A 22,830-nucleotide genomic window follows, 5' to 3' on the forward strand; every position below is an offset into this window, starting at 1 on the left:
ACGTCGGGTCGTGGCGTTCCAACGACCCTACTCGGCCGCGAAGACCGGCGCGACCTCGTCGTTCGCTTCGAGCACGCCGTCGAGGACCACGCGGTCGCCGATCCCGACCTCGCCGGTGAGCCGGCCGGTGACCCGTGCGCCGTCGAGTTGGATAATTCCCACTTGGTAGGGGGCCTCGAACCCCGTCGGCGAGACCTCTACCGTGGTCTCGGTGTAGACCTCGCCCTCGGTCGGGAGTTCGGTCGTCTCCACGTCCCGACTCCCGCACTCGTTGCAGACCGCGAAGGGCGTGCCGTAGACCGTCCCGCAGTCCGGACACCGGACCCCGAGGAGGTCGCCGTCGCGGAGCGCGTCGACCCACTCGGCGTGGCTGAGGCTCATTCGCGGACCTCCATCACTGAGACGACGGTGGTGGCGGCGTCGCCACCCAGGTTGTGCGCGACGGCGCGTTCGGCCCCGTCGATCTGGCGCTCGCCGGCGTTGTTCCGGAGGTGCTCCGTGAGTTCGACGATCTGGCCCGTGCCCGTGGCACCGATCGGATGGCCCTTCGCCTTCAGCCCGCCCGAAGGATTGATCGGCCGGTCGCCGTCGATCGCGGTGCGGCCTTCGGCGGCGGCCGGACCACCCTCGCCGTCCTCGAAGAAGCCGATGGCCTCGCTCGCCATCACTTCGGCTCCCGTGAAGCAGTCGTGGACCTCCGCGAAGTCCATCCCGTCGGCGCTCGTCCCGGCCTGGTCGTAGGCCTGACTCGCAGCGTCGCGGGCGGCCTGGGTGGCCTGAATCACGGGTTTCGCGCTCAACGGCACGATGTCGGTCGCGTGGCCGACCCCGCCGACGTCCACGGGCTCGTCGAACGAGTCCGCGTTGTCGTCGCTGGTGACGACGACGGCGCTCGCGCCGTCCGAGAACGGACAGCAGTCCATCAGCCGGAACGGGTCGGCGACCACGGGGGAGTCGAGGACGTCCTCCACGCTGATCTCCTTCCCGAAGTGGGCGTTCGGGTTCCGGGTGCCGTTGGCGTGGTTCTTGACCGCGACGTGGGCGAGCTGTTCTTCGGTGGTCCCGTACTCGTGCATGTGGCGTTTGGTGAGGAGCGCGAACACGCCGGGGAACGTGAGCCCAGTGGGCTGTTCGTAGTAGCGGTCGGAGGCCGAGGCGAAGATCCGCGTCATCTCCCCGGTGCCGAGACCGGTCTCGGGGGTGCAGCGCTCGACGCCGCCAACCAGAACGGTGTCGTGGACGCCCGCCTCGACCGCCTCGACGGCGTTCTTGAACGCGTTCGAGGAGGTCGCACACGCGTCCTCGAAGCGCTGACAGGGGATCCCCGCGAGCCCGATCTGGGAGGCCACCGCGGGCGCGAGGTGGGTGTCGTTCTCGGTCTGGCCGCCCATCGCGTTGCCGAAGTAGAGGGCGTCGATGTCGTCGGGACCCACGCCGGCGTCGTCGTACGCGCCGAGCGCCGCCGTCGCGAACAGTTCCGTGAGGGTGCGCTCGTGGACGCCGAACGTCGTCATGTCCGCGCCGACGACGCTTGCTCGTGTCATCGGGGTTTATCAAGGGTCGGAGACACAAAGACCTGCCGGACCGCCCGTAAACCGTGTCAGTGGGCCGCGTAGCCACCGTCGACGACGTGGACCTCGCCGGTGGTGTACGACGCCGCGTCGCTCGCGAGATAGACCGCCGCGCCGGCGACCTCCTCGGGGTCGGCGAAGCGGTCCTGTGGGATCTCATCGAGGAGGTCCTCGTAGATCGAGTCGTTCTCACGGACTCCCGCGGTGAACGCCGTCTCGACGTAGCCCGGTGCGAGCGCGTTGACCCGGATCTCGGGGGCCCACTCGACCGCGAGGGTCCGGGTCATCCCGACCATCGCGTGCTTCGAAGCGACGTAGGGCGTCTGGTAGGGGAGGCCGACCACCCCGCCGACGCTCGCGACGTTGACCACCGCGCCGGTCCCCTCGCGCTCGCCGACCCGCCGCCCGAACGCCGCCGCACACCGGAACGCGCCGGTGAGGTTCACCGAGAGGATCCGCTCCCAGGTCTCGATGTCGAGGTCGCGTGCGTCGCCGAAGAAGGGGTTGGTGCCGGCGTCGTTCACCAGCACGTCGACCGGCCCGAGCGCTTCCGCCGCGTCGAACGCCACCGTCACCTCCTCTTCGTCGGTGACGTCCGCCGGACACGCTATCGCCTCTCCGCCCGCCGATTCGATCCGCTCGACGGTCGCGTCGAGGTCGTCCTCGGAGCGTGCGAGCGCCGCCACGCTCGCGCCCGCCGCCGCCAGCTCCACGGCTATCGCCTCGCCGATACCGCGACTGGCTCCCGTCACGAGCGCCACGCGACCGTCGAGCGAGAAGCGGTCGAGCCCTGGTTCACTCATACCGGGATCAGGCGGGGCAATGCCATAAGTCCGGGCTGCAGAGTGGCCACGGGTGGCCTTAAGTCGACACCCACCGATCACGACCCATGTCGTTTCAGTTACCCGACCTCACCGGGCGGACGGCGTTCGTCACCGGTACCACGCGCGGGATCGGTAAGCGGATCGCCCTCACGCTCGCCGAGGCGGGCTGTAACGTGGTCTCGACCGGGAAGACCGTCGACGATTCGGAGAGCGACCTGGAGGGAACCATCCACGACACGGCCGCCGCGTGCGAGGAGCGCGGCGTCGACGCCCACGCGATCCAGTTGAACCTCCGGAGTCCCGAAGAAATCGAGGCCGCCGCCGAGGAGGCCATCGAGGTCTTCGGCGAGGTCGACGTCGTGATCAACAACGCGAGCGCGATCCAGCTCGCGAACGTCGCGGACCTCCCGGCGGACCGTTTCGACCTCCTGAACGAGGTCAACGTCCGAGGGACCTACCTCACGATCCGCGCGTTCCTGCCCCATCTCAAGGAACACGGGGGTCACGTCCTCACCAACGCGCCGCCGGTGACGATGGACCGCGCGCCGGGGAAGGCGGCCTACGCCTGGTCGAAGCTCGGGATGACGTTCGTGACGCTCTCGGTCGCGGCCGAACTCCGGGGGACTGGCGTGGCCGCGAACTGCTTCTGGCCGGTCACGATCATCGACACCCGTGCCTCGCGCTACTTCGGGATGGGCACGGAAGACGACTGGCGGACACCCGATATCGCCGCCGACGCGGCGTGCGAACTCCTCGACCGCGAGCCCGACTTCTCGGGGCACACACTCTACGACGAGGCGATCCTCCGCGAAGCGGGTGTCACCGATTTCTCCCCGTACAACGTCACCGACGGCGACCCACAGCCCCTCTCGGCGCAGCTGTTCGATCCCGAGTACGAGCGGCCCTGACCTCGGGAACCGAACGCGCTCGGTTCTCCACCGCCGTCACGACCGGAATCGGTCGAGCACCATCCTGAGCCCCCAGTAGCTTCCCGAGAGGAGGCCACGAACCCACGCGACGGGTGTGAACCCCGCGTCGGGGTCGGCCGCGGGTTCGAACCCCAACAGCGACTCGCGGGGAACCGAGACGAGTTCACCGGTCGCCCGCCGGCGATCCTGCTCGTCGGTCACCCGGAGCAGGGCGAGCGGGTCGCCGGCCCCGACGACGCGGTAGATGCCAGCAGGTCGGGATCCGTCGACCGGTCGGAGGTGGTCGCCGACGGCGGGTGAGTCGCTCACGTCGTTGACGAACGGCGGCGCTCGACAAAACGTCGGGGGTGAAACCGCGCGGGTGACGACGCGAACCGGGTCGTCGGCGAGTCCGATCGCCGGACGACAGGGCTTCATCCGTGCGCGTCCTATGGAACGCATGAATCGAGCACGACTCGGGCTGGTCGGCGCGGCGGCGGTCGGGGGCGGCCTCGCGCTCTGGAGCGCCTTCGGACTTCTACGATCCCGATCGGCCGAGCAAGTCGAGTACGTCGTCGAACGGACGATCGACGACCGAACCGAGGTCCGGCGGTATCCCGAACTCGTCCGGGCCGAGACCACGGGCTCGTCGGGTCGTGAGGCGTTCCTCCGGCTCTTCGACTACATCCAGGGCGCGAACGACTCCGGGTCGGACGTCTCGATGACCGCGCCGGTCCGCCAGGACGACGCGGGCGAGGAGGTATCGATGACCGCACCGGTCCGAATCGACGACGACAGCCGGGATGGAGTCAGGATGGCCTTCTACCTCCCCGCCGAGTACACCCCGAACACCGCGCCGCGACCGGCCCACTCGGCGGTCTCGCTCGTCGTCGAACCCCCGCGGTCGGTGGCGGCGCGGCGCTTCTCGTGGTGGACGTTCGACTGGCGGACGCGCCGTCAGGAGTCGAAACTCCTCGACGCGTTCGACGGGAGCGAGCTGACGCCCGTCGGCGAGCCGTTCAGCCTCGGGTACGACGACCCGAGCGTCCCGCCGTTCCTCCGAACGAACGAGGTCGCCGTCGAAGTCGAGTGGTGAACCTCGGTTTCCGCTAACGGCGCTTTCACCGTTATTGCAGGTAGTTCGGCTCCTCGGCGTCACACCGCTCCTCGTGCTGTCTCGCCTCCTCTTCGTCGTCGAACATCAGCCCGCAGTGTTCGCATTCGTGCCACGTCATGTCGTCGCGCACGGTCTCGACCACCATAGGGGGTGGCTCGGCGATGCGTGAGTATGAGTGTTCGCCCCCGGTCGGGATCCGTCAGTGAGAACGCTGAAGACGGTCGCTCCCCGTCGTTCGGGTATATGTCGGATGGGGACGCCGCCGGCGTCGAACTCAGGGTCGAGGGGGCACAGAAACGCGACGCGGGCCGCGGGGTCGCGCGCCTCCCGGAGCCCGCTCGCCGGGCGCTCTCCGTGCTGAGCGGCGATACGGTCGTGGTTCGGGGGCAGAGCGCCACCGTCGCGAAGGTCTGGCCCGCCAGCGGTGACCTCTCGGGCGGGGCGGTCCGGATCGACGCCGACACCCGTCGGAACGCCGGGGTGAACGTCGGCGACACCGTCACTGTCTCGCCGATCGCGGTGGCCGACGCCGACCGGGTCACGATCGACGTCCCCGGACGGCTGGACTCGAGCGCGGACCTCTCGGCGCTGGTGAAGCGCGCGCTGCTCGACCGGCCGATACAGGCGGGCGAACGGCTCCGGATCGAACGGCTCGGGACCGAACCGCTCGGGATCGAGTCCACCACGCCCGACGGCACCGTGCGCGTCACCGAGGACACCACGGTGGCCCTCCGAGGGCGGGCGGAATCGTCCACGAGCACCGGTGGGACCGACACGACGGAGACGAGTCCGACCCCCGCCGCGGACACCGCCGACGCGACCCCGCGGGTGACCTACGAGGACATCGGCGGGCTCGACGACGAGCTCGACCAGATCCGGGAGATGATCGAACTCCCGCTCTCGGAACCCGAGCTCTTCCACGAACTCGGGATCGACCCGCCCTCGGGCGTGTTGCTCTACGGGCCGCCGGGCACGGGCAAAACCCTCATCGCGCGGGCCGTCGCGGGCGAGGTCGACGCCTACTTCACGACGATCTCCGGGCCGGAGGTCGTCTCGAAGTACAAGGGCGAGTCGGAGGAGAAGCTCCGCGAGGCGTTCGACACCGCGGAGGCAAACGCGCCTTCCGTCGTGTTCATCGACGAGATCGACTCGATCGCGGGGGCCCGCGGCGACGACGCCGACATGGAGACGCGGGTGGTCGCCCAGCTCCTCACGCTGATGGACGGGCTGGAGGATCGAGGCCAGGTCGTCGTGATCGGCGCGACCAACCGCGTGGACGCCATCGACCCCGCGCTCCGTCGGGGCGGTCGGTTCGACCGCGAGATCGAGATCGGCGTGCCCGGCGCGGAGGGTCGCGAGGAGATCCTCGAAGTCCACACCCGCTCGATGCCGCTGGCCGACGACGTCTCGCTCTCCCGGCTCGCGGCCCGGACCCACGGCTTCGTCGGCGCGGACCTCGATTCCCTCTCGGTGGAGGCCGCGATGGCCGCGCTCCGACGGCGCGAGGAGGGCGTGGCGATGGAGGTCACGCGCGCGGACTTCGACACCGCGATGGCGGCCGTCGACCCTTCCGCGATGCGCGAGTACGTCGCCGAGACCCCCAACACGACCTTCGAGGACGTGGGCGGGCTCGACGGCGCGAAGGCCACCCTCACCGAGGCCGTCGAGTGGCCCCTCTCGTACGAGGCGCTGTTCGAGGCCACGGCGACCGACCCGCCGGCCGGAGTGCTGCTCTACGGCCCGCCAGGTACGGGAAAGACCTTGCTCGCGCGGGCGCTCGCCGGCGAGAGTGACGTGAACTTCATCTCGGTAGCGGGCCCCGAACTCCTCGGTCGATACGTCGGTCAGTCGGAGGAAGCGATCAGGGACGTCTTCGCCCGTGCCCGCCAGGCCGCCCCGGCGATCGTCTTCTTCGACGAGATCGACGCCATCGCGGGCGGACGCGGTGAGACCCACGAGGTCACCGAACGCGTGGTCTCCCAGCTCCTCACGGAGATCGACGGCCTCGCCGAGAACCCGAACCTGATGGTGCTCGCCGCCACCAACCGAAAGGACGCCATCGATCCGGCCCTCCTGCGCCCGGGTCGAATCGAATCCCACGTCGAGGTGCCCGCCCCCGACGAGGCCGCCCGTCGGGCGATCCTCGACGTCCACACGCAGGACAAACCGCTCGGCGACGTGGATCTCGACGCCCTGGCCGCGAACTCGGTGGGCTACTCCGGCGCGGACATCGAGGCGCTCTGTCGAACCGCGTCGATGGCCGCGATCCGCGAGGTCGCGAGCGAGTACGACCCCGAGGAAGCCACCACCCACGCCGACGAGATCCTGATCACCGACGAGCACTTCGCGGCCGCCCGCGAGTCGGTGACGCCGACGTTCGAGTAGGCGATCTTTCACCCGCTACTCCTTACACCGTTTCCGTTCGTGTTCGACCGTCTAGCTCTCCGTGCCGGACGTTTTCGAACACCGAACACTCCGTGACAGCCATCCACCGAGGCGTCCACCGAGCCATCCGGCAAGTACGGAGCCGAGAAAGACGACCAGGCTCAGCACGGAGAGGTACGCGATCCGTGAGGGGACCTCTGTCCACGGAACATATCGAAACGGGATATACGCGAACGTCGTCGACCACCATCGAAGGAGCGGAAGGCTACCGATAGCACCCGCGAGAGCACCCGTGAATCCCGCATCCCCCGCGCCGCGTTCGGCGAGGTATCCAGCTACCCCGCCACCGAGAACCATCGTTCCGGACGAGAACTCGATCCCCGAGCTCGTCGTTACGTGGACGACGACTGTGAATGGAACCGAAACCACACCTCCGAGAAGAGCGTATTTCCACGACTCGTATCGACCGGCGGAGCCACCGTCGAACACCATTCGTTTCCACTGTTGAGTAGTCGGAACAATAAATACCGGTAGGACGACGAAGACCCGAACTCCTCTCGATCGGTCACGAAGCCGGCTCGACCCGGGACACTGTCACGACAGCCGATCTCGAACCCGGCCGACCGACCGCCCCACCCGCCGCCGGATCCGACGGCGCTGGTAGACCCCCTCGCCGAGCGCCCAGACGAGCGCGACGAGGAGCCCGACCCCGAGAACCGAGAAGGCCCAGGTCGGGAGCCAGACGGGTTTGAGCCACGGCGCGACGTGTTTCCAGCGCGTCGCGAGTTCGGTGAGTTCACCGGACACCGGCGTCACGCCGGCCACCCCGCCGACGACGGCCGGTACGGACGGGAGGTCGTTTCCGGGATGGCTCCCGCCGTGGAGCGTGGCGTTGCCGGTCGCGTTCTGGTCCGTCATCGTCGGGCCACCGGCCTCGTCGCCCTGGGCCACGCGCTCGGCGTCGTAGGTCGCCCACGGCGCGTGCATCTCCCAGACGACCTGGCCGGAGGGCGTGACCTCGATCACCCGGTTGTTCATCGAGTCGACGACGAGGGTGTTCCCGTTGGCGAGTCGGTCGGCGTCGCGCGGCCAGTTGAGGTTGCCCGAGAGCGTCCAGGTCCGCTCCCAGGTGCCGTTGCCCGCCGGCCCGCCGGCCCGTTCGTACTCCACGATCCGGTCGTTCTCGGAGTCGGCCACGAGGATCGTGGGTGTGCCGTTCGCGCTTTCGAGGTAGGTCGGGTTGTGCTGTTCGTAGAGGACCGAGTGGTCGTCGTCCTCCCCGAGACGCATCTCGATTCGCTTCGTCGAGCGGTTGACCGCGATCACCTGGTCCATGTTCCGGACCGAGACCAGGAACTCGCCGTCGTCGAACTCGTCGACGTCGTTGACGTGGGTCCAGTCCTTCGCGTCGACCCCCGGCCCGGCCCCGTCCGGGTAGTGGTTCGCGAACCGCCAGCGCCAGGTCACGTTCTCGGTGGTCCGGTTGTAGACGAAGACGCTGTCGTTGCTCGTCTCGCCGGTGTCGTAGTTGATGCCCGCGACGAGGAGTTCGTCGCCGTTGATCTGGTCGATGTCGTGGATGTCGGGGCTGTCGAACCGTTCGGTCCAGACCCGTTCTTTGGTCTCCGGATCGAACTCGTAGACCACCGTCTCCTCTTCGACCGGGTTCACGACGAGCAGGTTACCGTTCGGGAGCGGGTCGACGTCGTAGAACCAGTTCGTGGTGTTCTCCGTCCCGTTGTAGATCCAACTCACCGCCCCGGAACGGTCGACCGAGACGAGCTGTGCCGGGCGGTTCGACAGCGAGATACCCTGAGTGTGCCAGCCCTGGCTCGATATCACCGTCTCGCTCCCCGGGGTGACGTTCGTGACGCCGGCCCGCAGCGTGGGCTCGTCGTACGTGAGCGTCGCTACGCCGCTGAACGCGACCAGCACGACGAGGACCGCCGACAGCACCCCCCGGACGAGCCAACGACGCGGTGGAAGGCCGGCCATGCAGACCTCTGTCGGGATCGCCGCATAGCCGTTACGGATGCCGATGGGTCACATGCGCGGTCGCCGGCGACCCCACGACGGGAACCCAGTTCGACGACACCTCAATCCCAGAAGGACTGGGTCCGGGCGTACTGGCGCTCTTGGGAGAGGATATCCCGGTAGAAGTCGTCTTCGTCCTCCCGGAGTTTGGCGATGATCCGCGCGGCGTTGTGGGGACCGACCCCGCGGGCGGCGAGCGCGATGACGGCCTGTTTGCCGTGGCTCTGGACCAGTGTCGCGGCCTGGTAGGCCCGCTTCGTCTGTTTTTCCTGCTCGTCGTCCTTCTCGTCGGCCCTGACCGCTTCGACGACCTCCTCGGCCCACGGGTTGAGCGCCGCGATACGAGTCGAACCGCAGAACGGACACTCCGGCTGGTCGGGGACCCGCCTCACTTCCTGGGTGCGGTCCCACTCCTGACAGTGGAGACAGAACAGCAGCATTCGGTCCTCCTGGATCCGCTCCCGGACCGTGTCGATCACGCTCGCGTCGGCGTTCTCGGGTGCGAGCAGCTCCCGACCCGACGACCGACCGTCGATTCCAACGGGGGTGTGCTCGGTGTGGAGGACGACCTCGACCTCCCCGTCCCGGATCCCCGAGAGCACCTCGCCGGTTGGCTCGATCGCGAGGTCCTCGTGGAAGATCTCGCGGACGGCCTCGTCGTAGACGGGCGTGTCATCGAGCGCCGCGAGGAGGCGGTCCCGGCCGAATTTTCTATTTCCGCGCCAGGACTGGAGCGCGCCGAACGTCGCCGCGACCTGGGCGAGCTTGAACTTCAGGGCGTCCGAGTTCTTGAGGCTGAGTTCGATGATCCCCGCGACGTGCTCCGGTTCGGTCCCGCGGAGCACGCCCTCGATATCCGGGCCCGAGACCCCGCGCGGGACGTCGAGTTCGATCCGGTAGGGGTCGATCTCCAGTCCCACCGACGAGCCCGTCTGTTGGCCCAACAACGCCGAGAGCACTCGACCGAGGGTCTGATTCGTGGTGTGGCCGAAACAGGCGTTCACCACGACCGAGCGGGGCTCGTACTCGACCACCACCCGCTCGTCGGTCGGCATCGGGCTCCCAGACTCGACCTGCTTTTCGAGCGGGTCGAGCGCCTCGCCCGCGGTGTACTCGTCGGTGGGATACCGGTCGGCGAGGTCGGCCGCCACTGCCGACCGGGATTCGCCGGACTCGAACGCCTCGCCGACCCAGCCGCGGACCTCACCGACCTCGCCCGCGACGGGTTTCGGCACCGGGATCTCGCTGCCGGTCCAGGAGGGGACCTCTCCCGTCGGGTCCTCGATCGGGCTGACCTTCACCTCGCTCTCCTCGTCGTCGACCTCCGCGATCCGCCACATCTCCCCCCGTTGGATGAACGTCTCGCCCGGGCCCGCGAAGTTGACCACGAACCGCTCGTCGAGCGTGCCGATGGCCCGCCCGGAGGCCACGTCCGAGACGGTGTAGGTCTCCTCGTCGGGGATCATCGAGAGATTGGCGTAAAAGTACTGCCACGTTCCGCCGGATTTCTCCAGCCTGTCGAGCTCCTCGTCGAGCCAGAGGATCCGGTTGTCCGAGAGTTCGCGCACGACGTCCCGGAAGTCGTCCGCCGTGAGGTCGCGGAACGGGTAGGCCCGCGTGACGAGGTCGTAGGTCTTCCTGGCGCTGATCTCGCCGAAATCCATCACCGCTCCCGCGATCTGGTTCGCCACCGTATCGAGGCTCCCGTGGTGGATCTCGGCGGGTTCGACCAGCCCCTCGTGGGCCCGCCGACAGATCGCGAGGGCTTCGAGCGTGTCGTCGGGCCGTGTCGTGAGCACGGTCCCGGAGGAGAGCTTGTCGGAGCGGTGCCCCGCCCGCCCGACCCGCTGGAGGAGGCGGGCGACCTCGCGTGGGCTCTGGTACTGGATCACGTGGTCGACCCGGCCCACGTCGATACCGAGTTCCATCGAGGAGGTACAGAGCAATCCATCCAACTCCCCAGCCTTGAACGCGTCCTCGACCTCGATCCGGGCCTCCTTCGAGAGCGAGCCGTGGTGGACACCGATAGGGAGGTCGAGCGCGTTACATCGTGACCCGAGCGCTTCCGCGGTCTGTCGGGTGTTGACGAAGACCAGGGTCGACTCGTTCTCGGTCACCAGATCCCGGATCGCCCGAACGTGGCTCGCGAGGTCGGGGTCGCTCGCGAGTTTCCCCGCGAGGGTTTCGTCCTCGTCGGTGATCCGGGGTTCGCGAACCCGGACATCGAGCCGGCTGCCGACGTCGACCTCCATGATCTCGCATCCCCGACCCCCGGTGAGGAACTTCCCGACCTCGCCGGGGTCGCCGACGGTCGCCGAGAGGCCGATCCGCTGGAACGGCCCCGACAGCTCGTGGAGGCGTTCGAGCCCGATCGTGAGCTGGGCTCCGCGTTTCGACGCCGCGAGCTCGTGAACCTCGTCGATCACGACGTGCGAGACGTCCGACAGGGCTTTCCGGAGCTTCTCGCCCGTCAGCATCGCCTGGAGGGTTTCGGGGGTCGTCACCAGCACGTCGGGCGGGTCGTTCGCCTGCTGCTGGCGGTGGTACTGCGTGGTGTCGCCGTGTCGGACGTCGATGTCGAGCCCCAACTGCTCTCCCCACCAGTCGAGCCGGTCGCGCATGTCGCGGTTGAGCGCGCGGAGCGGGGTGATGTAGAGCGCGCCGATCCCGAAGCGCTCCTCGCCGGCGAGCGCGTCGAACACCGGCAACATTGCGGTCTCGGTCTTCCCGGTCCCGGTGGGCGCGATCACCAGCCCGTCCTTCCCGTCGGCGAGCGGCGGGATGGCGGCTCGCTGTGGCTCCGTCGGGGTCTCGAACCCCCGTTCGGAGAGCGCCGTCCGGACCTGTGTCCCGAGGTGTGTGAAGGCCGCAGAACCGCCGGCGGCCTCGCTCTCTGCCATTGGATCCCCTACGACCGCGACCCGATTAAGACCACCGCCTCAGACCTCTCGGTAGGCCCCGAGCCGCGTGCCGTCGAGCAGATACGCCTCGCCCTCGGCGAGCCCGTCGGGCAGGAACGGCGCGAGGAACTCCTGCTGCTCGACGTTGACCCACGTCCCGCCGGAGAGGTCGTTGAACGCCGGGAACACCACCAGCTCGCCCGTGATGTCGAGGGCTTCGTCGTAGTGTTCTCTGAAGGGATCGGGATCGAGCGGCCCGCGGAGCCACACCCGCTCGGCTCGCGTCCCGCCGACGTCGTCTTCGAGTCGTACTGCGGGATGGTCGTGGCCGACACACACCACGTCGGCTTCGAGCACTCTCCTCGCGGGCCAGGTGTGGCCGTGTGCGAACCCCACGTCCCCGACCCGGACCCCGCCCGTCGACGTCACCGCGATCTCGCCGTCGATCCCATCGGTCACCGACTCGATCGCGCCGTCGTGGTTGCCCTTGACGACCGTGACGGCCACGCGCTCGACGAGCGCCTCGAAGAGGGCTTCGAGTTCGTCGCGTTCCGGACCCCGCGAATCCCCGATGGCGTGGGCGAGGTCGCCGAGGACGGCCACACGTTCGACGGCGGTGGACTCGACCAGCGAGAGGAGGTGCTCGCGCCGCTCGGTCGCCCGGCTCGGGAGCGAGACGCCGTCCCACCGAAGCGCGGCTTCGAGCCCCGCGTGGTAGTCGGCCACGCAGAGGACGCGCTCGCCGCCGGCGCGGACGACCGCCGCCGGTTCGCCGGGCACCGGCTCGATTTGACTGGGGCGTTCGTCGGCCCGCCCCATCAGATGGGTTTGAGGGTGTCGTCGTCGGGCTCGTAACACTCGCCGCTCATCAGCGCGCTCTGGATCCCGTCGTCGGCCTCGGCGGCCGTGAGACCGTACTCCTCGACCACCCGGTCGACGACCGCCTCGCGGTCCGCCCCGCTGCCGTCGTCGAGTTCCTGCATCACCGCCACCACGGCCTCCTCGGGGTCGGCCGTCTCTGCCGGCTCGTCCATCCCTCCATCGTCGTCGGTCGGTTCGGTATCGGCGGGCTCGTCACCGGCCGGTCCGTCGTCGAGCACCTCGTCCTCGCTCGACTCGTCGGCTGCGGCGGGTTCCTCGGTCGCGGCGTCCACAGCCGAGTCGGCGGGGTCGGTGGAATCGGCCTCGACCCCCGGATCGCCCTCGTCCGCCGGCTCCGTCCCCGCAGCGACCGCCGATTCGTCGTCGTCGTCGCCTCCGTCTTCGCGGTCGGCGGCGGATGCCTCGTCGGCCGACTCCGCCGTCTCGGGCGTCGGGGTCTCGATGTCCGCCTCCCCCGGCCCGCCGACGTCGGCGGCGGTCTCGAACTCGGTGCCGAACTCGTTCTCGACCTGCTCGCGAACCTCGTCGTCGAGTTCGAACTCCTCGGGGTTGTCGAGGTCCGCCTCGACCGTGGATCCGTCGGACGCGTCGGTATCCGCATCGGTCCCATCGACGTCGACGGGATCGACCGAATCGTCTCCTCCGTCGTCCGGTGTCGACCCCTCGAACGCGGGCTCGCGCCCCGAATCGTCCGTCCCGGCACTCGGTTCCGCTCCGGTGACGGCTTCCCCGTCGGAGTCGGTCTCGACTTCCGACGGCGAATCGTCGGCCGGTTCGGCGTCGGGTTCCGATTCAACGTCGATGGCCGGCTCGCCATCGTCGGCCGTCGTCGCCGCGTCGTCGGTTCCAACGTTGGACTCCGTATCGGTCTCGCTACCCGTCGTCACTTCGCCCTCGACGGCTTCCACGTCCGGCTCCGTACCGTCCTCGCTGGTCGTCGCCGCGTCGTCGGCCTCCACACCGGATCCCGAATCGTCCTCGATGGCTGTCGTCGCCGTCGACGAATCGACGGAGTCGGTCCCGTCGGTGGAATCGGTCACGCCGGCGGAATCGGTTTCGCCAGTGGAATCGACCCCCTCGGCGGTAGCCGACTCGTCGGTCCCCGTCGACGTCGTTCGCTCGGTCGATCCCTCGACACTACCCGTTCCGGGCGGGACGTCCAGCGGCGCGACCTCCTCGCGTTCGCCGGCGACGACGCCCGCCGCGTCGAGCGCCATCGTCTCGACGGCGTCGAGATACTCGGCCGTCGTCCCGTAGTGGGCGATCGCCCGCGGGACCCCGGCCGCGAGCCCGATCTCGGTCCCTTCGTCTTCGAGCGCCGTCCGGAGGTCGTCGTCGCGCTCGGCGCGCGAGAGCGCCTCGCGCATCGTCGCGACGCGTTCGGTCGTTCGTTCGGCGGTGTCGACGACGAACCGGTCTCGAGTACTGGCGTCGACCTCGCTGAGCGTCTCGGGCCGCACGGAGGTGAACACCCGGTCGGAGTCCTCCGGCTGGAAGGTTCGGGCCTTGCCCGTGACGGCCACGAACGCCGGTGGGCTCGCGCTTTCGAGGAAGGAGAGCGCCTCGGGCTGGTACTGGCCGGCGTAGACCACGAACGCCCCGGTCGGGTCGACCACCCGCGCGCGGAGCTGTGAGTCGTTGACGGCCTCGATCTCGGTGAGGACGCCGACGGCGAACAGCCGGTTGACCCGCGCGCCGGTCGGCGTCACCACGTAGTTGGGCGCGCGCTCCTCGTCGCTCTCGGCGTACGAGAGGCTCGCGTCGTCGAACTCCGCCGCGAACAGCCGGTAGGCGGTCTCGCGCTCTGGTCGAGGGGTAGTGCTCATTCGCCCACCCGCCCGGCCGCCGCGGCGTCACCCGTTTCACCGACACCGCCGTCGAGCAGCCCGTGGGCACGGGCGACCGGGTCGTCCTCGCTCGGGCCGAACTCGGTCGCGTCGAGGTTCGCGCCGTAGTCGTCGATCGAGAGCGTTCCCCGCACGCGGAACGTCCGTCCCACCACCGACTCGCGGATCGAATCGGCCACGACCTCCTGGTCCATCGCCTCGCGCGCGGCCTCGCGGGCGTCGTCGATGTCGCCGCCGTAGACCTCGGCCGTGAGGTCGGTGCCGAGCACCGCCGTCACTGAGGCCGTCCCGTCGTCGACGATCGCTTTCACCCTGAGATCGTCCTCGGCGTCGACGTCGCCGTGGGCGCGACACTGGCCGCGCTGGACGACCCGACCGCACTCGGGACACCGCTGGATCAGCCCCGAGCCGTCGCGGACCGCGAGCAGGCTGCCCACGACCTCGACGTCGAACATCCCGCCCGAGGTCACCGCCTCGCGGATCGACATCGTCGGCGCGCCCTCGCCGCCCTCGACCGCGTGGTCGAGCGGCGTCACCGTCGAGAACTCGGAGACGTTCACCGAGGGCACTCCTCGAAATTCCCGGACGTAGGCGTTCTCGATTCGGATGGAGGCGTCCGTCTCGATCTCGGAGTGGGGGTCCCAGTCGGTGAACGGCAGCCGCCCCGAACCGTCGGCGAGCACGCCGCTCAGGATCTCGGTCTCGCCGTCGCGGCCGTCGATGGTCTTGGTCTCGACCTCCACGACCCGGACGTCGAGCGCCACACCGCGGTCGCCCGGCGCGAGTTCGGCGAGTTCGGTGTCGCCGCCGACCTCGTAGGGTACGTCGATCGTGTCGACGAACGAGACGCCGGTTTCGGAGCCGAGGTTGAGTTCGGGCTTGCCCTCCCACTCGCGGACGCCGGCACCGACCGCCTCGATCGAGTCGCCCGGCGAGAGGTCGAAGTCCTCCCACGCGGTGTAGGAGATCGTCCCCGACTCGTCGGCGACCTCGCCCTCGAAGATCACGAGGTCGTCGCCCTGGTATCGGATCGAGCGCTTGCCCACGGTGAGGACCCGGCCCGTCACCGTCACCGCCGAGTCGCTCGTCGCTATCTCGGCGATCTCCTTGCCGGTGGGTTCGCCACTGGTGGTGCTCTCGCCGTACTTCCGGCGGAGGCTGGCCTTCGCCTCCTCGACCGGAACGCTGTACTCCACGAGGTTCGCGAGGTCCGCTTTGACCTCCTCTTTGTCAACGCCGAGGTCGGAGGCGAGCTCCTCGGCATGGTCGTCGAGCGTCATCACTCGCCCTTCGACCGGCGCGAACTAAAGGGTTCTCGCCACGGTCAGGGGTCGAGCGCGGTCTGTGCGTGGGTGTGGTGGAAGAACCGAATCAATGGCTCCTCCGCGTCACCGGCGAAGGGCTCGAAACAGATCCGACGGTAGCGCTCGTTGTCGAGGAGGTTCACCAGCAGTCCCGAATCGTGTGTCGAGACCGACTCGTAGGCGGCCCCGCAGACCGGACACGCCGGGTCGGCGTCGTCGGCTGCCATGAGACCCCTCCGATCCGGTCGCGTATGGCTGTTCGGCTCGTCTCGATTGGAACCGATCAGACGGACCGTTCGCCGATCACGTGAATCGCTTCCGGCGGCAGCGAGAGCCGGACCTGGTCACCGGTCGAACGGTCGAGGCCGTCGTAGGTCGGCGGCGACAGCCTGACCCGAACCACGTCGGTGGTTCCGCCGTCGGGCGCGACGGTCAGGAGGTGCTGGTCCCCCTCGAAGACGTGGTTCGTGACGGTGCCGGCGACGACGTTCTCCGCGCCAGCCCCGTCGGCGATTCCGACGTACTCGGGTCGGATGCAGAAGTCGACGGTCGTCCCGACCGCGTGGTCCGTGCTCGGCACCTCGATCGTTCGGCCACCCCAGTCGAGGACGGCCTTCGCGCCCGTGTCGACCACCTCGGCGCGGAACAGGTTGGTGCTCCCGGTGAACGAGGCCACGAACGGCGTCGCGGGCCGGGCGAACACCGCTTCGGGGGCGTCGGTCTGGTGGATCCGACCGTTCTCGACGACGGCGAGGCGGTCGCCGAGCGCCGTCGCCTCGCGCTGGTCGTGGGTGACGTAGAGCACCGGGATCGAGAGCGACGACAGGAGGGGGCGGAGTTCGCGGCGGAGCCGGCGTTTGATCGGCGCGTCGAGGTTGGCGAGCGGTTCGTCGCACAGGAGGACGTCGGGGTCGGCGGCGAGCGAGCGCGCGAGCGCGACCCGCTGGCGCTCGCCGCCCGAGAGCGTGTCCGCGGGCTGGTCGAGTACGTCCTCGATCTCGAGGGTTTCGGCGAGGTCGGCGACTCGATCCGGCGAGTCCGCCGCGTACGCGACGTTCTCGCGGGCGGTCAGGTGGGGAAAGAGCGCGCCGTCCTGAAAGACCAGCACGGTCCCGCGCTCTTCGGGCGGCCGACCGGTGAGGTCCGCACCGTCGAGGCTGACCCGACCGGCGTCCGGCGTGACGATCCCCGCGACGACCGAGAGCAGCGTCGTCTTGCCACAGCCGGAGGGCCCGAGCACCGCGAGCACTTCGCTCCCGACGTCGAGGTCGATCGGCCCGAGTTCGAAGTCGGGGTAGGATTTCACCACCCCGTCGAGCGCCAGGCTCACTCCCACGGGTTGGCGGCGAGGGTGTTGAGCAGCGCGAGCGCGACCACGGAGAGGACGACGAGCACGACGGCGACGGGGTACGCGCCGTCGAGGCCGAGCGCGTTGAACGAGGTCCAGATGTTGACCGGCAGCGTCATCGGGTAGTACGAGACCATCATGGTCGCGCCGAACTCGCCCATCGCGCGCGCGAACGTCAGCGTCATCCCGGCGAGGATGCCGGGGGCGGCGAGCGGCAACGTCACCCGCAGCGCGGTGGTCCACCGGCCCTTCCCGAGCGAGCGCGAGGCGTGTTCGAGCTCCCGTGGCACGGCCTCGAACGCCGCCTTCGCCGTCACCACCACGAACGGCGACGCCACGAACGTCTGGGCGAGCACCACCCCGAGGAACGAGCGGTAGGGCTGAAAACCGGCCGCCGTCGCGGCCCCCCCGAGCGCGGTGTTCGGCCCGAGGACGGTCAGGAGCACGATCCCGCCGACCGTCGGCGGCAGGACGAGCGGCAGGACGACCGCGCCGAGTACGACGGTCGTCCAGTGACCCTCGGCGCGGGCGAGCCAGTAGGCCAGCGGGAGGCCGAACGCCGTCGCGACGACCGTCGTGACCGACGCCGAGAGCAGCGTGGTCCGCGCGGCACCGACTATCTCCCGTTCGCCGAGGCGGGCCACGAGGTCGGCGGGCGACACCGAGAGGAACAGCGAGACGACCGGCACGAGATAGAACAGACAGAGGAGGCCGCCGAGCCCCAGCGCGACCGCGAGCCAGTCCGGCCGACCGGCCCCGGCGCGCTCACTCCGCGAACGCGCTGGGTGGGTTGCCATGGGTCTCCGGATAGCTCGCCGGGACTTCGAAGCCGTACGCTTCGAGGTAGTCCCCGGTGGTCAGCGTCTCGAACACCGCCTTCGTCGTTGGGTTCACGTCTCGGACGGTCGACCCGTAGCCGATCAGGCCCCCCTTCGTCGTCTTGCCGCTCGGGGCGGTGTACGACACGGTGGCGTACCAGTCGTCCTCGTACTTCGGGTTCCCGAGGTCGATCCGGTCGGGGAGGTCGATGTAGTCGTAGTCGCGCTCGACCGCCATGTTGCGGTAGGCGACCGCGGCGTCGACGTTCCCCGACTCGAACTGGGAGATCAATCCCGTCTCGGGGTAGATCTGGTCGCGTTCCGGGATCCGCTCCCTGAGGTCGTTCGCGTCGTCGTAGTACCGCGAGGCGAGTTCGAGGGTGAAGAGCGCGCGGTAGCCGAGCGGGTCCTGGGTGGGGTCGGTCCGCCCGAGGGTCACGTCCTCGTCGAGCAGGACGTCGTACCAGTTCTCCGGGCCGGCCTCCCCGAGGCGCTCGCCCGCCTCGGTGTTCGGGTTGTAGGCGATCACGACCGCGTTGCTCGCGAACACCGAGTACCACGAGGGGTGGAGCGGCCCATCGAACAGCGCGGTGTCGGCCAGCGCCACGATGTCGGGGTCGCGCTGGCCCTCGCTCACCAGCCGGGCGACGGTCGAGGAGCCGTGGGATTCGACCCGGAGGTCGGTATCGACTGCCTCCGAGAGCCCCTTGCCGAAGGCGAGTTCGAGGCTCCCGGCCGAGAGAACCGACACCGGCCCGGATCCCGACCCGTCCGTCGCGCCCGTCCCCCTCGACGCACTTCCGGACGCGCTCGAACAGCCGGCGAGCGCGACGCCGACCCCGGCCGCGCTCGCGAGAAACGCGCGACGCGACCTGCGTTGTTCCGGCATGGACATATCGAAGTCGGGGAGATCGGTGATAAGGGTTTTGCTCGGGTCGGTCGAACCTCGCTCATGACCAACCACGCCGGCTTCGACGCGCGGCTCCAGCGTTCGGGCGTGGCGTTCACCGCCCGGGACGCGGCGCTGCTCGAAGCCGTCGACGACCAGGCCTCGCTCAACGCCGCCGCGGCGGCGCTCGGGCGGTCGTACTCGCGCTCGCAGCGCCGGGTGGTCGAACTCGAGGACGCGTTCGGCTCGCTGGTCGAGCGCCAGCGCGGGGGCTCGGGCGGCGGCGGGAGCCGGCTCACCGACACCGCCCGCGACCTCCTCGCCGAGTTCGAGCGGCTCGAAGTCGAGTTCACCGGCGTCGCGGAGGCCGAGGAGACGGTTCTTCCGGGAACGGTCGTCGAGCGCGACGGCGAACTCGCCACGGTCGAGACGGCGGCGGGGCCCGTCCGCGCCATCGTGCCCGCGGACGCCGTCGCGGTCCGGGTCGTGATCCGCGCCGACGCCGTCACGCTCCATCCACCCGAGAGCCTCCCCGAGGACGACACCAGCGCCCGCAACCGGTTCGCGGGGCGCGTCACGGCGGTCGAACCGGGCGAAACCCTCGCGCGCGTCGTGCTCGACGTCGGTGCCGGGAGTCCGCTCGCCGTGCTCGTCACGACGACCAGCGTCGACACCCTCGACCTCGCCCCGGGAACCGACGTCGTAGCCTCCTTCAAGGCCACCGCGACGCGGGCGTTCCCCGACAGTCACGCCGACACCGAAGACCCGTAGGCTGGGTCCTCGTCGAACTCCCACCGGCGGGAGAACTCGTCAGAAGGGTAATGAGAACGGGGCCCGTACTCGAAGGGTATGTCAGGAACGATAACCGAGAAAATCATCGAAGCACACCTCGTCGAGGGCGAGACCGAACCCGGCGAGGAGATCGCCATCGAGATCGACCAGACGCTGACCCAGGACGCGACGGGAACGATGGTGATGCTCGAACTCGAATCGATGGCGGTCGACGAGGTCCGGACCGAGCTCTCGGCGCAGTACGTCGACCACAACCTGATCCAGGAGGACAACAAGAACCCCGACGACCACCTCTTCCTCAAGAGCGCGTGTCAGAAGTGGGGTGTGTGGTACTCGCCCGCCGGCAACGGGGTCTCCCATCCCGTCCACCAGGAGCGCTTCGGGATCCCCGGCAAGACGCTGCTGGGGTCGGATTCGCACACCCCCGCGGCGGGCGCGATGGGGATGCTCGCCATCGGATCTGGGGGATTGGACATCGCGATGGCGATGGCCGGCGAGCCCTATCACGTCGAGATGCCCGAGGTCTGGGGCGTCGAGCTGGAGGGGGAGCTCCCCGACTGGTGTAGCGCGAAGGACGTCATCCTCGAGATGCTCCGCCGCCACGACGTCGACGGCGGGGTCGGTCGCGTAATCGAGTACCACGGACCGGGCCTCGATTCCCTCACCGCGATGGACAGGCACGTGATCGCCAACATGGGCACCGAATTGGGTGCGACGTCAACCGTGTTCCCCGCCGACGAGGCCGTTCGAGACTTCCTCAGCCAACAGGAACGCGAGGAGGACTTCTCGGAGCTCCGTGCGGACGACGACGCGGAGTACCACGTCACCGAGCATATCGACCTCTCCGCGATCGAGCCCATGATCGCGAAACCGTCGAGCCCGGGCAACGTGGTGCCCGTCACCGAGGTCGCAGGTGAGGGGCTCTATCAGGGCTACATCGGGTCGAGTGCGAATCCCGGTCTCCGCGATTTCGCCGTCCCGGCGATGATCGCCGAGAACCACCGGGTCCCGCCCGAGGTGAGCTTCGACGTCAATCCCACCTCGCGCCAGATGCTCCAGAACCTCACTGCCGAGGGCTACCTCACGATGCTCTACGCGAGCGGCGCGCGGGTCCACCAGGCGGGCTGCAACGGGTGTATCGGGATGGGACAGGCCCCCGCGAGCGGCCGCAACAGCCTCCGGACCGTCCCCCGGAACTTCCCCGGTCGAACGGGCACCCGCGAGGACAGCGTGTTCCTCTGTAGCCCCGAGACCGCGATCGCGAGCGCGCTCGCTGGCGAGATCACCGACCCGCGAACCCTCGAAGACACCCACGACATGAGCTACCCCGACTGGGAGGAACCCGAGGAGATCATCGTCGACGATTCGGCGCTGAGTCCTCCGCCCGAGAACCCCGGTGGCGACCTCGAGAAGGGGCCCAACGTGAAGTCGCTCCCCGAGTTCGAGACGGTTCCCGACGCCATCTCGGGGCCGGTGTTGATGAAGGTCGGCGACGACATCTCGACCGACGAGATCATGCCGGCGGGGTCGGAGGTGCTCCCCTACCGCTCGAACATCCCGAAGATCAGCGAGTGGGTCTTCGACCAGGTCGAACAAGAGTTCTACAAACGCGCGGAGGACGCGGGCGCGCCGTGGCTGGTCGTGGGCGGCTCGAACTACGGCCAGGGGAGTTCGCGCGAACACGCCGCGCTCGCGCCCTACCACCTCGGGATGCGCGCCGCGCTCGCGGTGAGCTACGCCCGCATCCACTGGCAGAACCTCGTGAACTTCGGGATCGTCCCGCTCGAATTCGCGGACCGCGACGACTACGAGGCGATCGAACAGGGTGACGAACTCGAACTCCCCGACGTCCGCGAGGAGATGCGAGAAGGAACCGAGGTCACGGTGCGAAACACGACTCGGGACACCGAGTTCACGGCCGAGCACAGCCTGAGCCCGCGCCAGGTCGACGTCGTCCTGCAGGGCGGACTCATCGAGGAGTACAAGAACTGAGGGCCGGCGTCGGTGCGTCCGACCGCGCCGTCGCTGGCGACCGACCACGGCGAACCATCGCGGGTCGCGGTACAAAGCGCCCGTTGTACCGCGACGAAGCGCCATCGTCTTGCCATCGCTACGATGGGATACAGTCGTCCGTCGCACGGACGACCCCCAAACCCATGGTAGACCAGGAACTCGTCGACCGGATCGAAGACTCGCTCGAACAGGACCAGGACGCCCTCGAAGCGGACCTCCCCGGGATCCTCTCGGACGTGGAGGGCCGGACCGACGACCTCGTTCGCGAACACCCCCAGGTGATGGCCGACATCCTCTCGCGGATGGAGGGGATGGACGTCGCCTCGTTCGTCACCGAGAACCCCGAGACCGCCGACCAGTTCCAGGAGCTCCTCTGGTCGGGGATGCGGGTGATGGTCGAGCAGAACCCCGAGGTCAAAGACCAGATCACCGAGAACATCACGACCAACTTCGAGGCCGACGACTGCCCGATGGAGGGCCACCTCCGGGTCGACGAGGACGAGGAGACCATCACCGGCGGCGCGGGCCAGCTCGACGACGCCGACCTCACGATCACCGGGCCGGCCGACGTGCTCGTGGGCCTCGTCACCGGCGACGTCGACCCGATGACGGGGTTCATGCGCGGGCAGTTCGAACTAGATGGGTCGATGGGGACGGCGACCAAACTCGCCCCGATCCTGAACGGGCTGTCGAACCAACTGCCCGACTGACACACGGCGTTCCGCGCCCGCTCGACCCGAAGTACGGAAGTACGGCCCCGTCCGACCCCGCTCATGAACGTCACCGCAGTCCCCGACATCCCCGAGGTCCGCGCGGGCGACGACCTCGCGGGGATGATCACCGAGCGTGTCGACCTCCGGCCCGACGACATCGTCTGCGTCGCGAGCACGGTCGTCTCGAAGGCCGAGGGCCGGGCCTACGACCTCGACGACTTCCCGGCGGGTCCGCGGGCGACCGAGATCGCGAACCGGCTCGGCGACCTCGCGGGCGAGGAGAAGGACCCCCGATTCGCCCAGGCCGTCCTCGAAGAGAGCACGGACCTCCTGATGGACGCGCCCTTCCTCCTGACCGAAACCCGGTTCGGCCACGTCTGCGTCAACGCCGGGATCGACCGCTCGAACGTCCCCGACAACGACATCCTCCTGCTTCCGAAGCGCCCGAGCGAGAGCCTGTCTCTTATACACATCTCTGAGCGGGC

At 69.1% G+C, this 22,830-nt stretch carries 22 protein-coding genes; 7 read left to right on the plus strand and 15 right to left on the minus strand.

The genetic code is table 11. The features are described from left to right. Window positions 1–27: 27 nt before the first annotated feature. Genes C447_RS07965 through C447_RS07975 form a run of 3 tightly spaced genes read right to left on the minus strand, consistent with a single transcriptional unit; the run spans window position 28 to window position 2,374 of the window. Window positions 28–381, minus strand: a complete 354-nt coding sequence (locus tag C447_RS07965) for a Zn-ribbon domain-containing OB-fold protein (protein ID WP_007692676.1) — start codon at window positions 379–381, stop codon at window positions 28–30. Next, the gene (locus C447_RS07970) at window positions 378–1,544 is read right to left on the minus strand and encodes a thiolase domain-containing protein (protein WP_007692678.1); all 1,167 of its coding nucleotides are present in this window, start codon (window positions 1,542–1,544) and stop codon (window positions 378–380) included. Before C447_RS07970 ends, C447_RS07965 begins: the two co-directional genes overlap by 4 nt. A 56-nt stretch (window positions 1,545–1,600) precedes the next feature. Beyond that, window positions 1,601–2,374 carry an SDR family NAD(P)-dependent oxidoreductase gene (locus C447_RS07975; protein WP_007692680.1) on the minus strand — a complete coding sequence of 258 codons (774 nt, stop codon included), beginning with the start codon at window positions 2,372–2,374 and terminating at the stop codon, window positions 1,601–1,603. 86 nt (window positions 2,375–2,460) lie between these two features. Between C447_RS07975 and C447_RS07980 the strand changes: the two genes are divergently transcribed. Beyond that, window positions 2,461–3,303 carry an SDR family oxidoreductase gene (locus tag C447_RS07980; protein ID WP_007692682.1) on the plus strand — a complete coding sequence of 281 codons (843 nt, stop codon included), beginning with the start codon at window positions 2,461–2,463 and terminating at the stop codon, window positions 3,301–3,303. A gap of 36 nt (window positions 3,304–3,339) precedes the next feature. On the opposite strand, the gene C447_RS07985 is transcribed toward C447_RS07980, so the two are convergent. Further along, a complete protein-coding gene (locus C447_RS07985) occupies window positions 3,340–3,741 on the minus strand; it encodes a hypothetical protein (RefSeq protein ID WP_007692683.1) in 402 nt (133 codons plus the stop codon). A gap of 22 nt (window positions 3,742–3,763) precedes the next feature. Here C447_RS07985 and C447_RS07990 point away from each other — a divergent pair, with 22 nt between their 5' ends. Further along, window positions 3,764–4,399: an SOUL family heme-binding protein gene (locus tag C447_RS07990; protein ID WP_010612048.1), complete on the plus strand. Its 636-nt coding sequence runs from the start codon at window positions 3,764–3,766 to the stop codon at window positions 4,397–4,399. Window positions 4,400–4,430: 31 nt separating this feature from the next. Here C447_RS07990 and C447_RS18765 read toward each other — a convergent pair whose 3' ends face one another. Then, window positions 4,431–4,565, minus strand: a complete 135-nt coding sequence (locus C447_RS18765) for a DUF7128 family protein (protein WP_007692685.1) — start codon at window positions 4,563–4,565, stop codon at window positions 4,431–4,433. A gap of 98 nt (window positions 4,566–4,663) precedes the next feature. Between C447_RS18765 and C447_RS08000 the strand changes: the two genes are divergently transcribed. After that, window positions 4,664–6,805 carry a CDC48 family AAA ATPase gene (locus C447_RS08000; protein WP_007692686.1) on the plus strand — a complete coding sequence of 714 codons (2,142 nt, stop codon included), beginning with the start codon at window positions 4,664–4,666 and terminating at the stop codon, window positions 6,803–6,805. 51 nt (window positions 6,806–6,856) lie between these two features. On the opposite strand, the gene C447_RS08005 is transcribed toward C447_RS08000, so the two are convergent. From C447_RS08005 to C447_RS08050, 10 genes are all read right to left on the minus strand, one after another. Next, window positions 6,857–7,297 carry a DUF5518 domain-containing protein gene (locus C447_RS08005; protein ID WP_007692687.1) on the minus strand — a complete coding sequence of 147 codons (441 nt, stop codon included), beginning with the start codon at window positions 7,295–7,297 and terminating at the stop codon, window positions 6,857–6,859. A 102-nt stretch (window positions 7,298–7,399) separates the two neighbouring features. Then, a complete protein-coding gene (locus C447_RS08010) occupies window positions 7,400–8,800 on the minus strand; it encodes an aryl-sulfate sulfotransferase (RefSeq protein WP_007692688.1) in 1,401 nt (466 codons plus the stop codon). A 101-nt stretch (window positions 8,801–8,901) separates the two neighbouring features. Then, window positions 8,902–11,739: a DEAD/DEAH box helicase gene (locus C447_RS08015; RefSeq protein ID WP_007692689.1), complete on the minus strand. Its 2,838-nt coding sequence runs from the start codon at window positions 11,737–11,739 to the stop codon at window positions 8,902–8,904. 39 nt (window positions 11,740–11,778) lie between these two features. After that, window positions 11,779–12,558: a metallophosphoesterase gene (locus C447_RS08020; protein WP_007692690.1), complete on the minus strand. Its 780-nt coding sequence runs from the start codon at window positions 12,556–12,558 to the stop codon at window positions 11,779–11,781. Further along, the gene (locus C447_RS08025; protein WP_007692692.1) at window positions 12,558–14,447 is read right to left on the minus strand and encodes a hypothetical protein; all 1,890 of its coding nucleotides are present in this window, start codon (window positions 14,445–14,447) and stop codon (window positions 12,558–12,560) included. The genes C447_RS08020 and C447_RS08025 overlap by 1 nt, the downstream gene beginning before the upstream one ends. Then, entirely contained in the window at window positions 14,444–15,748 is a 1,305-nt protein-coding gene (locus C447_RS08030) for a Single-stranded DNA binding protein (protein WP_007692694.1), read from the minus strand. The genes C447_RS08025 and C447_RS08030 overlap by 4 nt, the downstream gene beginning before the upstream one ends. A 44-nt stretch (window positions 15,749–15,792) precedes the next feature. Further along, window positions 15,793–15,999 (minus strand): hypothetical protein, encoded by a 207-nt coding sequence (locus tag C447_RS08035; RefSeq protein WP_007692696.1) that lies wholly within the window; start codon window positions 15,997–15,999, stop codon window positions 15,793–15,795. A 56-nt stretch (window positions 16,000–16,055) separates the two neighbouring features. Beyond that, the gene (locus C447_RS08040; protein ID WP_007692698.1) at window positions 16,056–17,102 is read right to left on the minus strand and encodes an ABC transporter ATP-binding protein; all 1,047 of its coding nucleotides are present in this window, start codon (window positions 17,100–17,102) and stop codon (window positions 16,056–16,058) included. Beyond that, window positions 17,099–17,917: a molybdate ABC transporter permease subunit gene (locus C447_RS08045; protein ID WP_007692699.1), complete on the minus strand. Its 819-nt coding sequence runs from the start codon at window positions 17,915–17,917 to the stop codon at window positions 17,099–17,101. The genes C447_RS08040 and C447_RS08045 overlap by 4 nt, the downstream gene beginning before the upstream one ends. Then, the gene (locus tag C447_RS08050; protein ID WP_007692702.1) at window positions 17,886–18,827 is read right to left on the minus strand and encodes an extracellular solute-binding protein; all 942 of its coding nucleotides are present in this window, start codon (window positions 18,825–18,827) and stop codon (window positions 17,886–17,888) included. The genes C447_RS08045 and C447_RS08050 overlap by 32 nt, the downstream gene beginning before the upstream one ends. Before the next feature lie 63 nt (window positions 18,828–18,890). On the opposite strand from C447_RS08050, the gene C447_RS08055 reads away from it, so the two are divergent. From C447_RS08055 to C447_RS08070, 4 genes are all read left to right on the plus strand, one after another. Then, window positions 18,891–19,598 carry a TOBE domain-containing protein gene (locus C447_RS08055; protein WP_007692704.1) on the plus strand — a complete coding sequence of 236 codons (708 nt, stop codon included), beginning with the start codon at window positions 18,891–18,893 and terminating at the stop codon, window positions 19,596–19,598. Between the two features lie 78 nt (window positions 19,599–19,676). Next, entirely contained in the window at window positions 19,677–21,611 is a 1,935-nt protein-coding gene (locus C447_RS08060; RefSeq protein ID WP_007692706.1) for an aconitate hydratase, read from the plus strand. A gap of 164 nt (window positions 21,612–21,775) precedes the next feature. Next, the gene (locus C447_RS08065) at window positions 21,776–22,342 is read left to right on the plus strand and encodes an SCP2 sterol-binding domain-containing protein (protein WP_007692708.1); all 567 of its coding nucleotides are present in this window, start codon (window positions 21,776–21,778) and stop codon (window positions 22,340–22,342) included. Between the two features lie 63 nt (window positions 22,343–22,405). Next, a partial coding sequence (locus tag C447_RS08070) for a coenzyme F420-0:L-glutamate ligase (protein ID WP_007692715.1) occupies window positions 22,406–22,830 on the plus strand: 425 nt, incomplete at its 3' end.

Source organism: Halococcus hamelinensis 100A6 (assembly GCF_000336675.1).
In the GTDB taxonomy this organism is placed as follows: domain Archaea; phylum Halobacteriota; class Halobacteria; order Halobacteriales; family Halococcaceae; genus Halococcus; species Halococcus hamelinensis.

Coding starts and splice junctions, on each gene's coding strand:
- C447_RS07965 (WP_007692676.1), bottom strand. CDS start 381: ATGAGCCTCAGCCACGCCGAGTGGGTCGACGCGCTCCGCGACGGCGAC.
- C447_RS07970 (WP_007692678.1), bottom strand. CDS start 1,544: ATGACACGAGCAAGCGTCGTCGGCGCGGACATGACGACGTTCGGCGTC.
- C447_RS07975 (WP_007692680.1), bottom strand. CDS start 2,374: ATGAGTGAACCAGGGCTCGACCGCTTCTCGCTCGACGGTCGCGTGGCG.
- C447_RS07980 (WP_007692682.1), top strand. CDS start 2,461: ATGTCGTTTCAGTTACCCGACCTCACCGGGCGGACGGCGTTCGTCACC.
- C447_RS07985 (WP_007692683.1), bottom strand. CDS start 3,741: ATGAAGCCCTGTCGTCCGGCGATCGGACTCGCCGACGACCCGGTTCGC.
- C447_RS07990 (WP_010612048.1), top strand. CDS start 3,764: ATGAATCGAGCACGACTCGGGCTGGTCGGCGCGGCGGCGGTCGGGGGC.
- C447_RS18765 (WP_007692685.1), bottom strand. CDS start 4,565: ATGGTGGTCGAGACCGTGCGCGACGACATGACGTGGCACGAATGCGAA.
- C447_RS08000 (WP_007692686.1), top strand. CDS start 4,664: ATGTCGGATGGGGACGCCGCCGGCGTCGAACTCAGGGTCGAGGGGGCA.
- C447_RS08005 (WP_007692687.1), bottom strand. CDS start 7,297: ATGGTGTTCGACGGTGGCTCCGCCGGTCGATACGAGTCGTGGAAATAC.
- C447_RS08010 (WP_007692688.1), bottom strand. CDS start 8,800: ATGGCCGGCCTTCCACCGCGTCGTTGGCTCGTCCGGGGGGTGCTGTCG.
- C447_RS08015 (WP_007692689.1), bottom strand. CDS start 11,739: ATGGCAGAGAGCGAGGCCGCCGGCGGTTCTGCGGCCTTCACACACCTC.
- C447_RS08020 (WP_007692690.1), bottom strand. CDS start 12,558: ATGGGGCGGGCCGACGAACGCCCCAGTCAAATCGAGCCGGTGCCCGGC.
- C447_RS08025 (WP_007692692.1), bottom strand. CDS start 14,447: ATGAGCACTACCCCTCGACCAGAGCGCGAGACCGCCTACCGGCTGTTC.
- C447_RS08030 (WP_007692694.1), bottom strand. CDS start 15,748: ATGACGCTCGACGACCATGCCGAGGAGCTCGCCTCCGACCTCGGCGTT.
- C447_RS08035 (WP_007692696.1), bottom strand. CDS start 15,999: ATGGCAGCCGACGACGCCGACCCGGCGTGTCCGGTCTGCGGGGCCGCC.
- C447_RS08045 (WP_007692699.1), bottom strand. CDS start 17,917: ATGGCAACCCACCCAGCGCGTTCGCGGAGTGAGCGCGCCGGGGCCGGT.
- C447_RS08050 (WP_007692702.1), bottom strand. CDS start 18,827: ATGCCGGAACAACGCAGGTCGCGTCGCGCGTTTCTCGCGAGCGCGGCC.
- C447_RS08055 (WP_007692704.1), top strand. CDS start 18,891: ATGACCAACCACGCCGGCTTCGACGCGCGGCTCCAGCGTTCGGGCGTG.
- C447_RS08060 (WP_007692706.1), top strand. CDS start 19,677: ATGTCAGGAACGATAACCGAGAAAATCATCGAAGCACACCTCGTCGAG.
- C447_RS08065 (WP_007692708.1), top strand. CDS start 21,776: ATGGTAGACCAGGAACTCGTCGACCGGATCGAAGACTCGCTCGAACAG.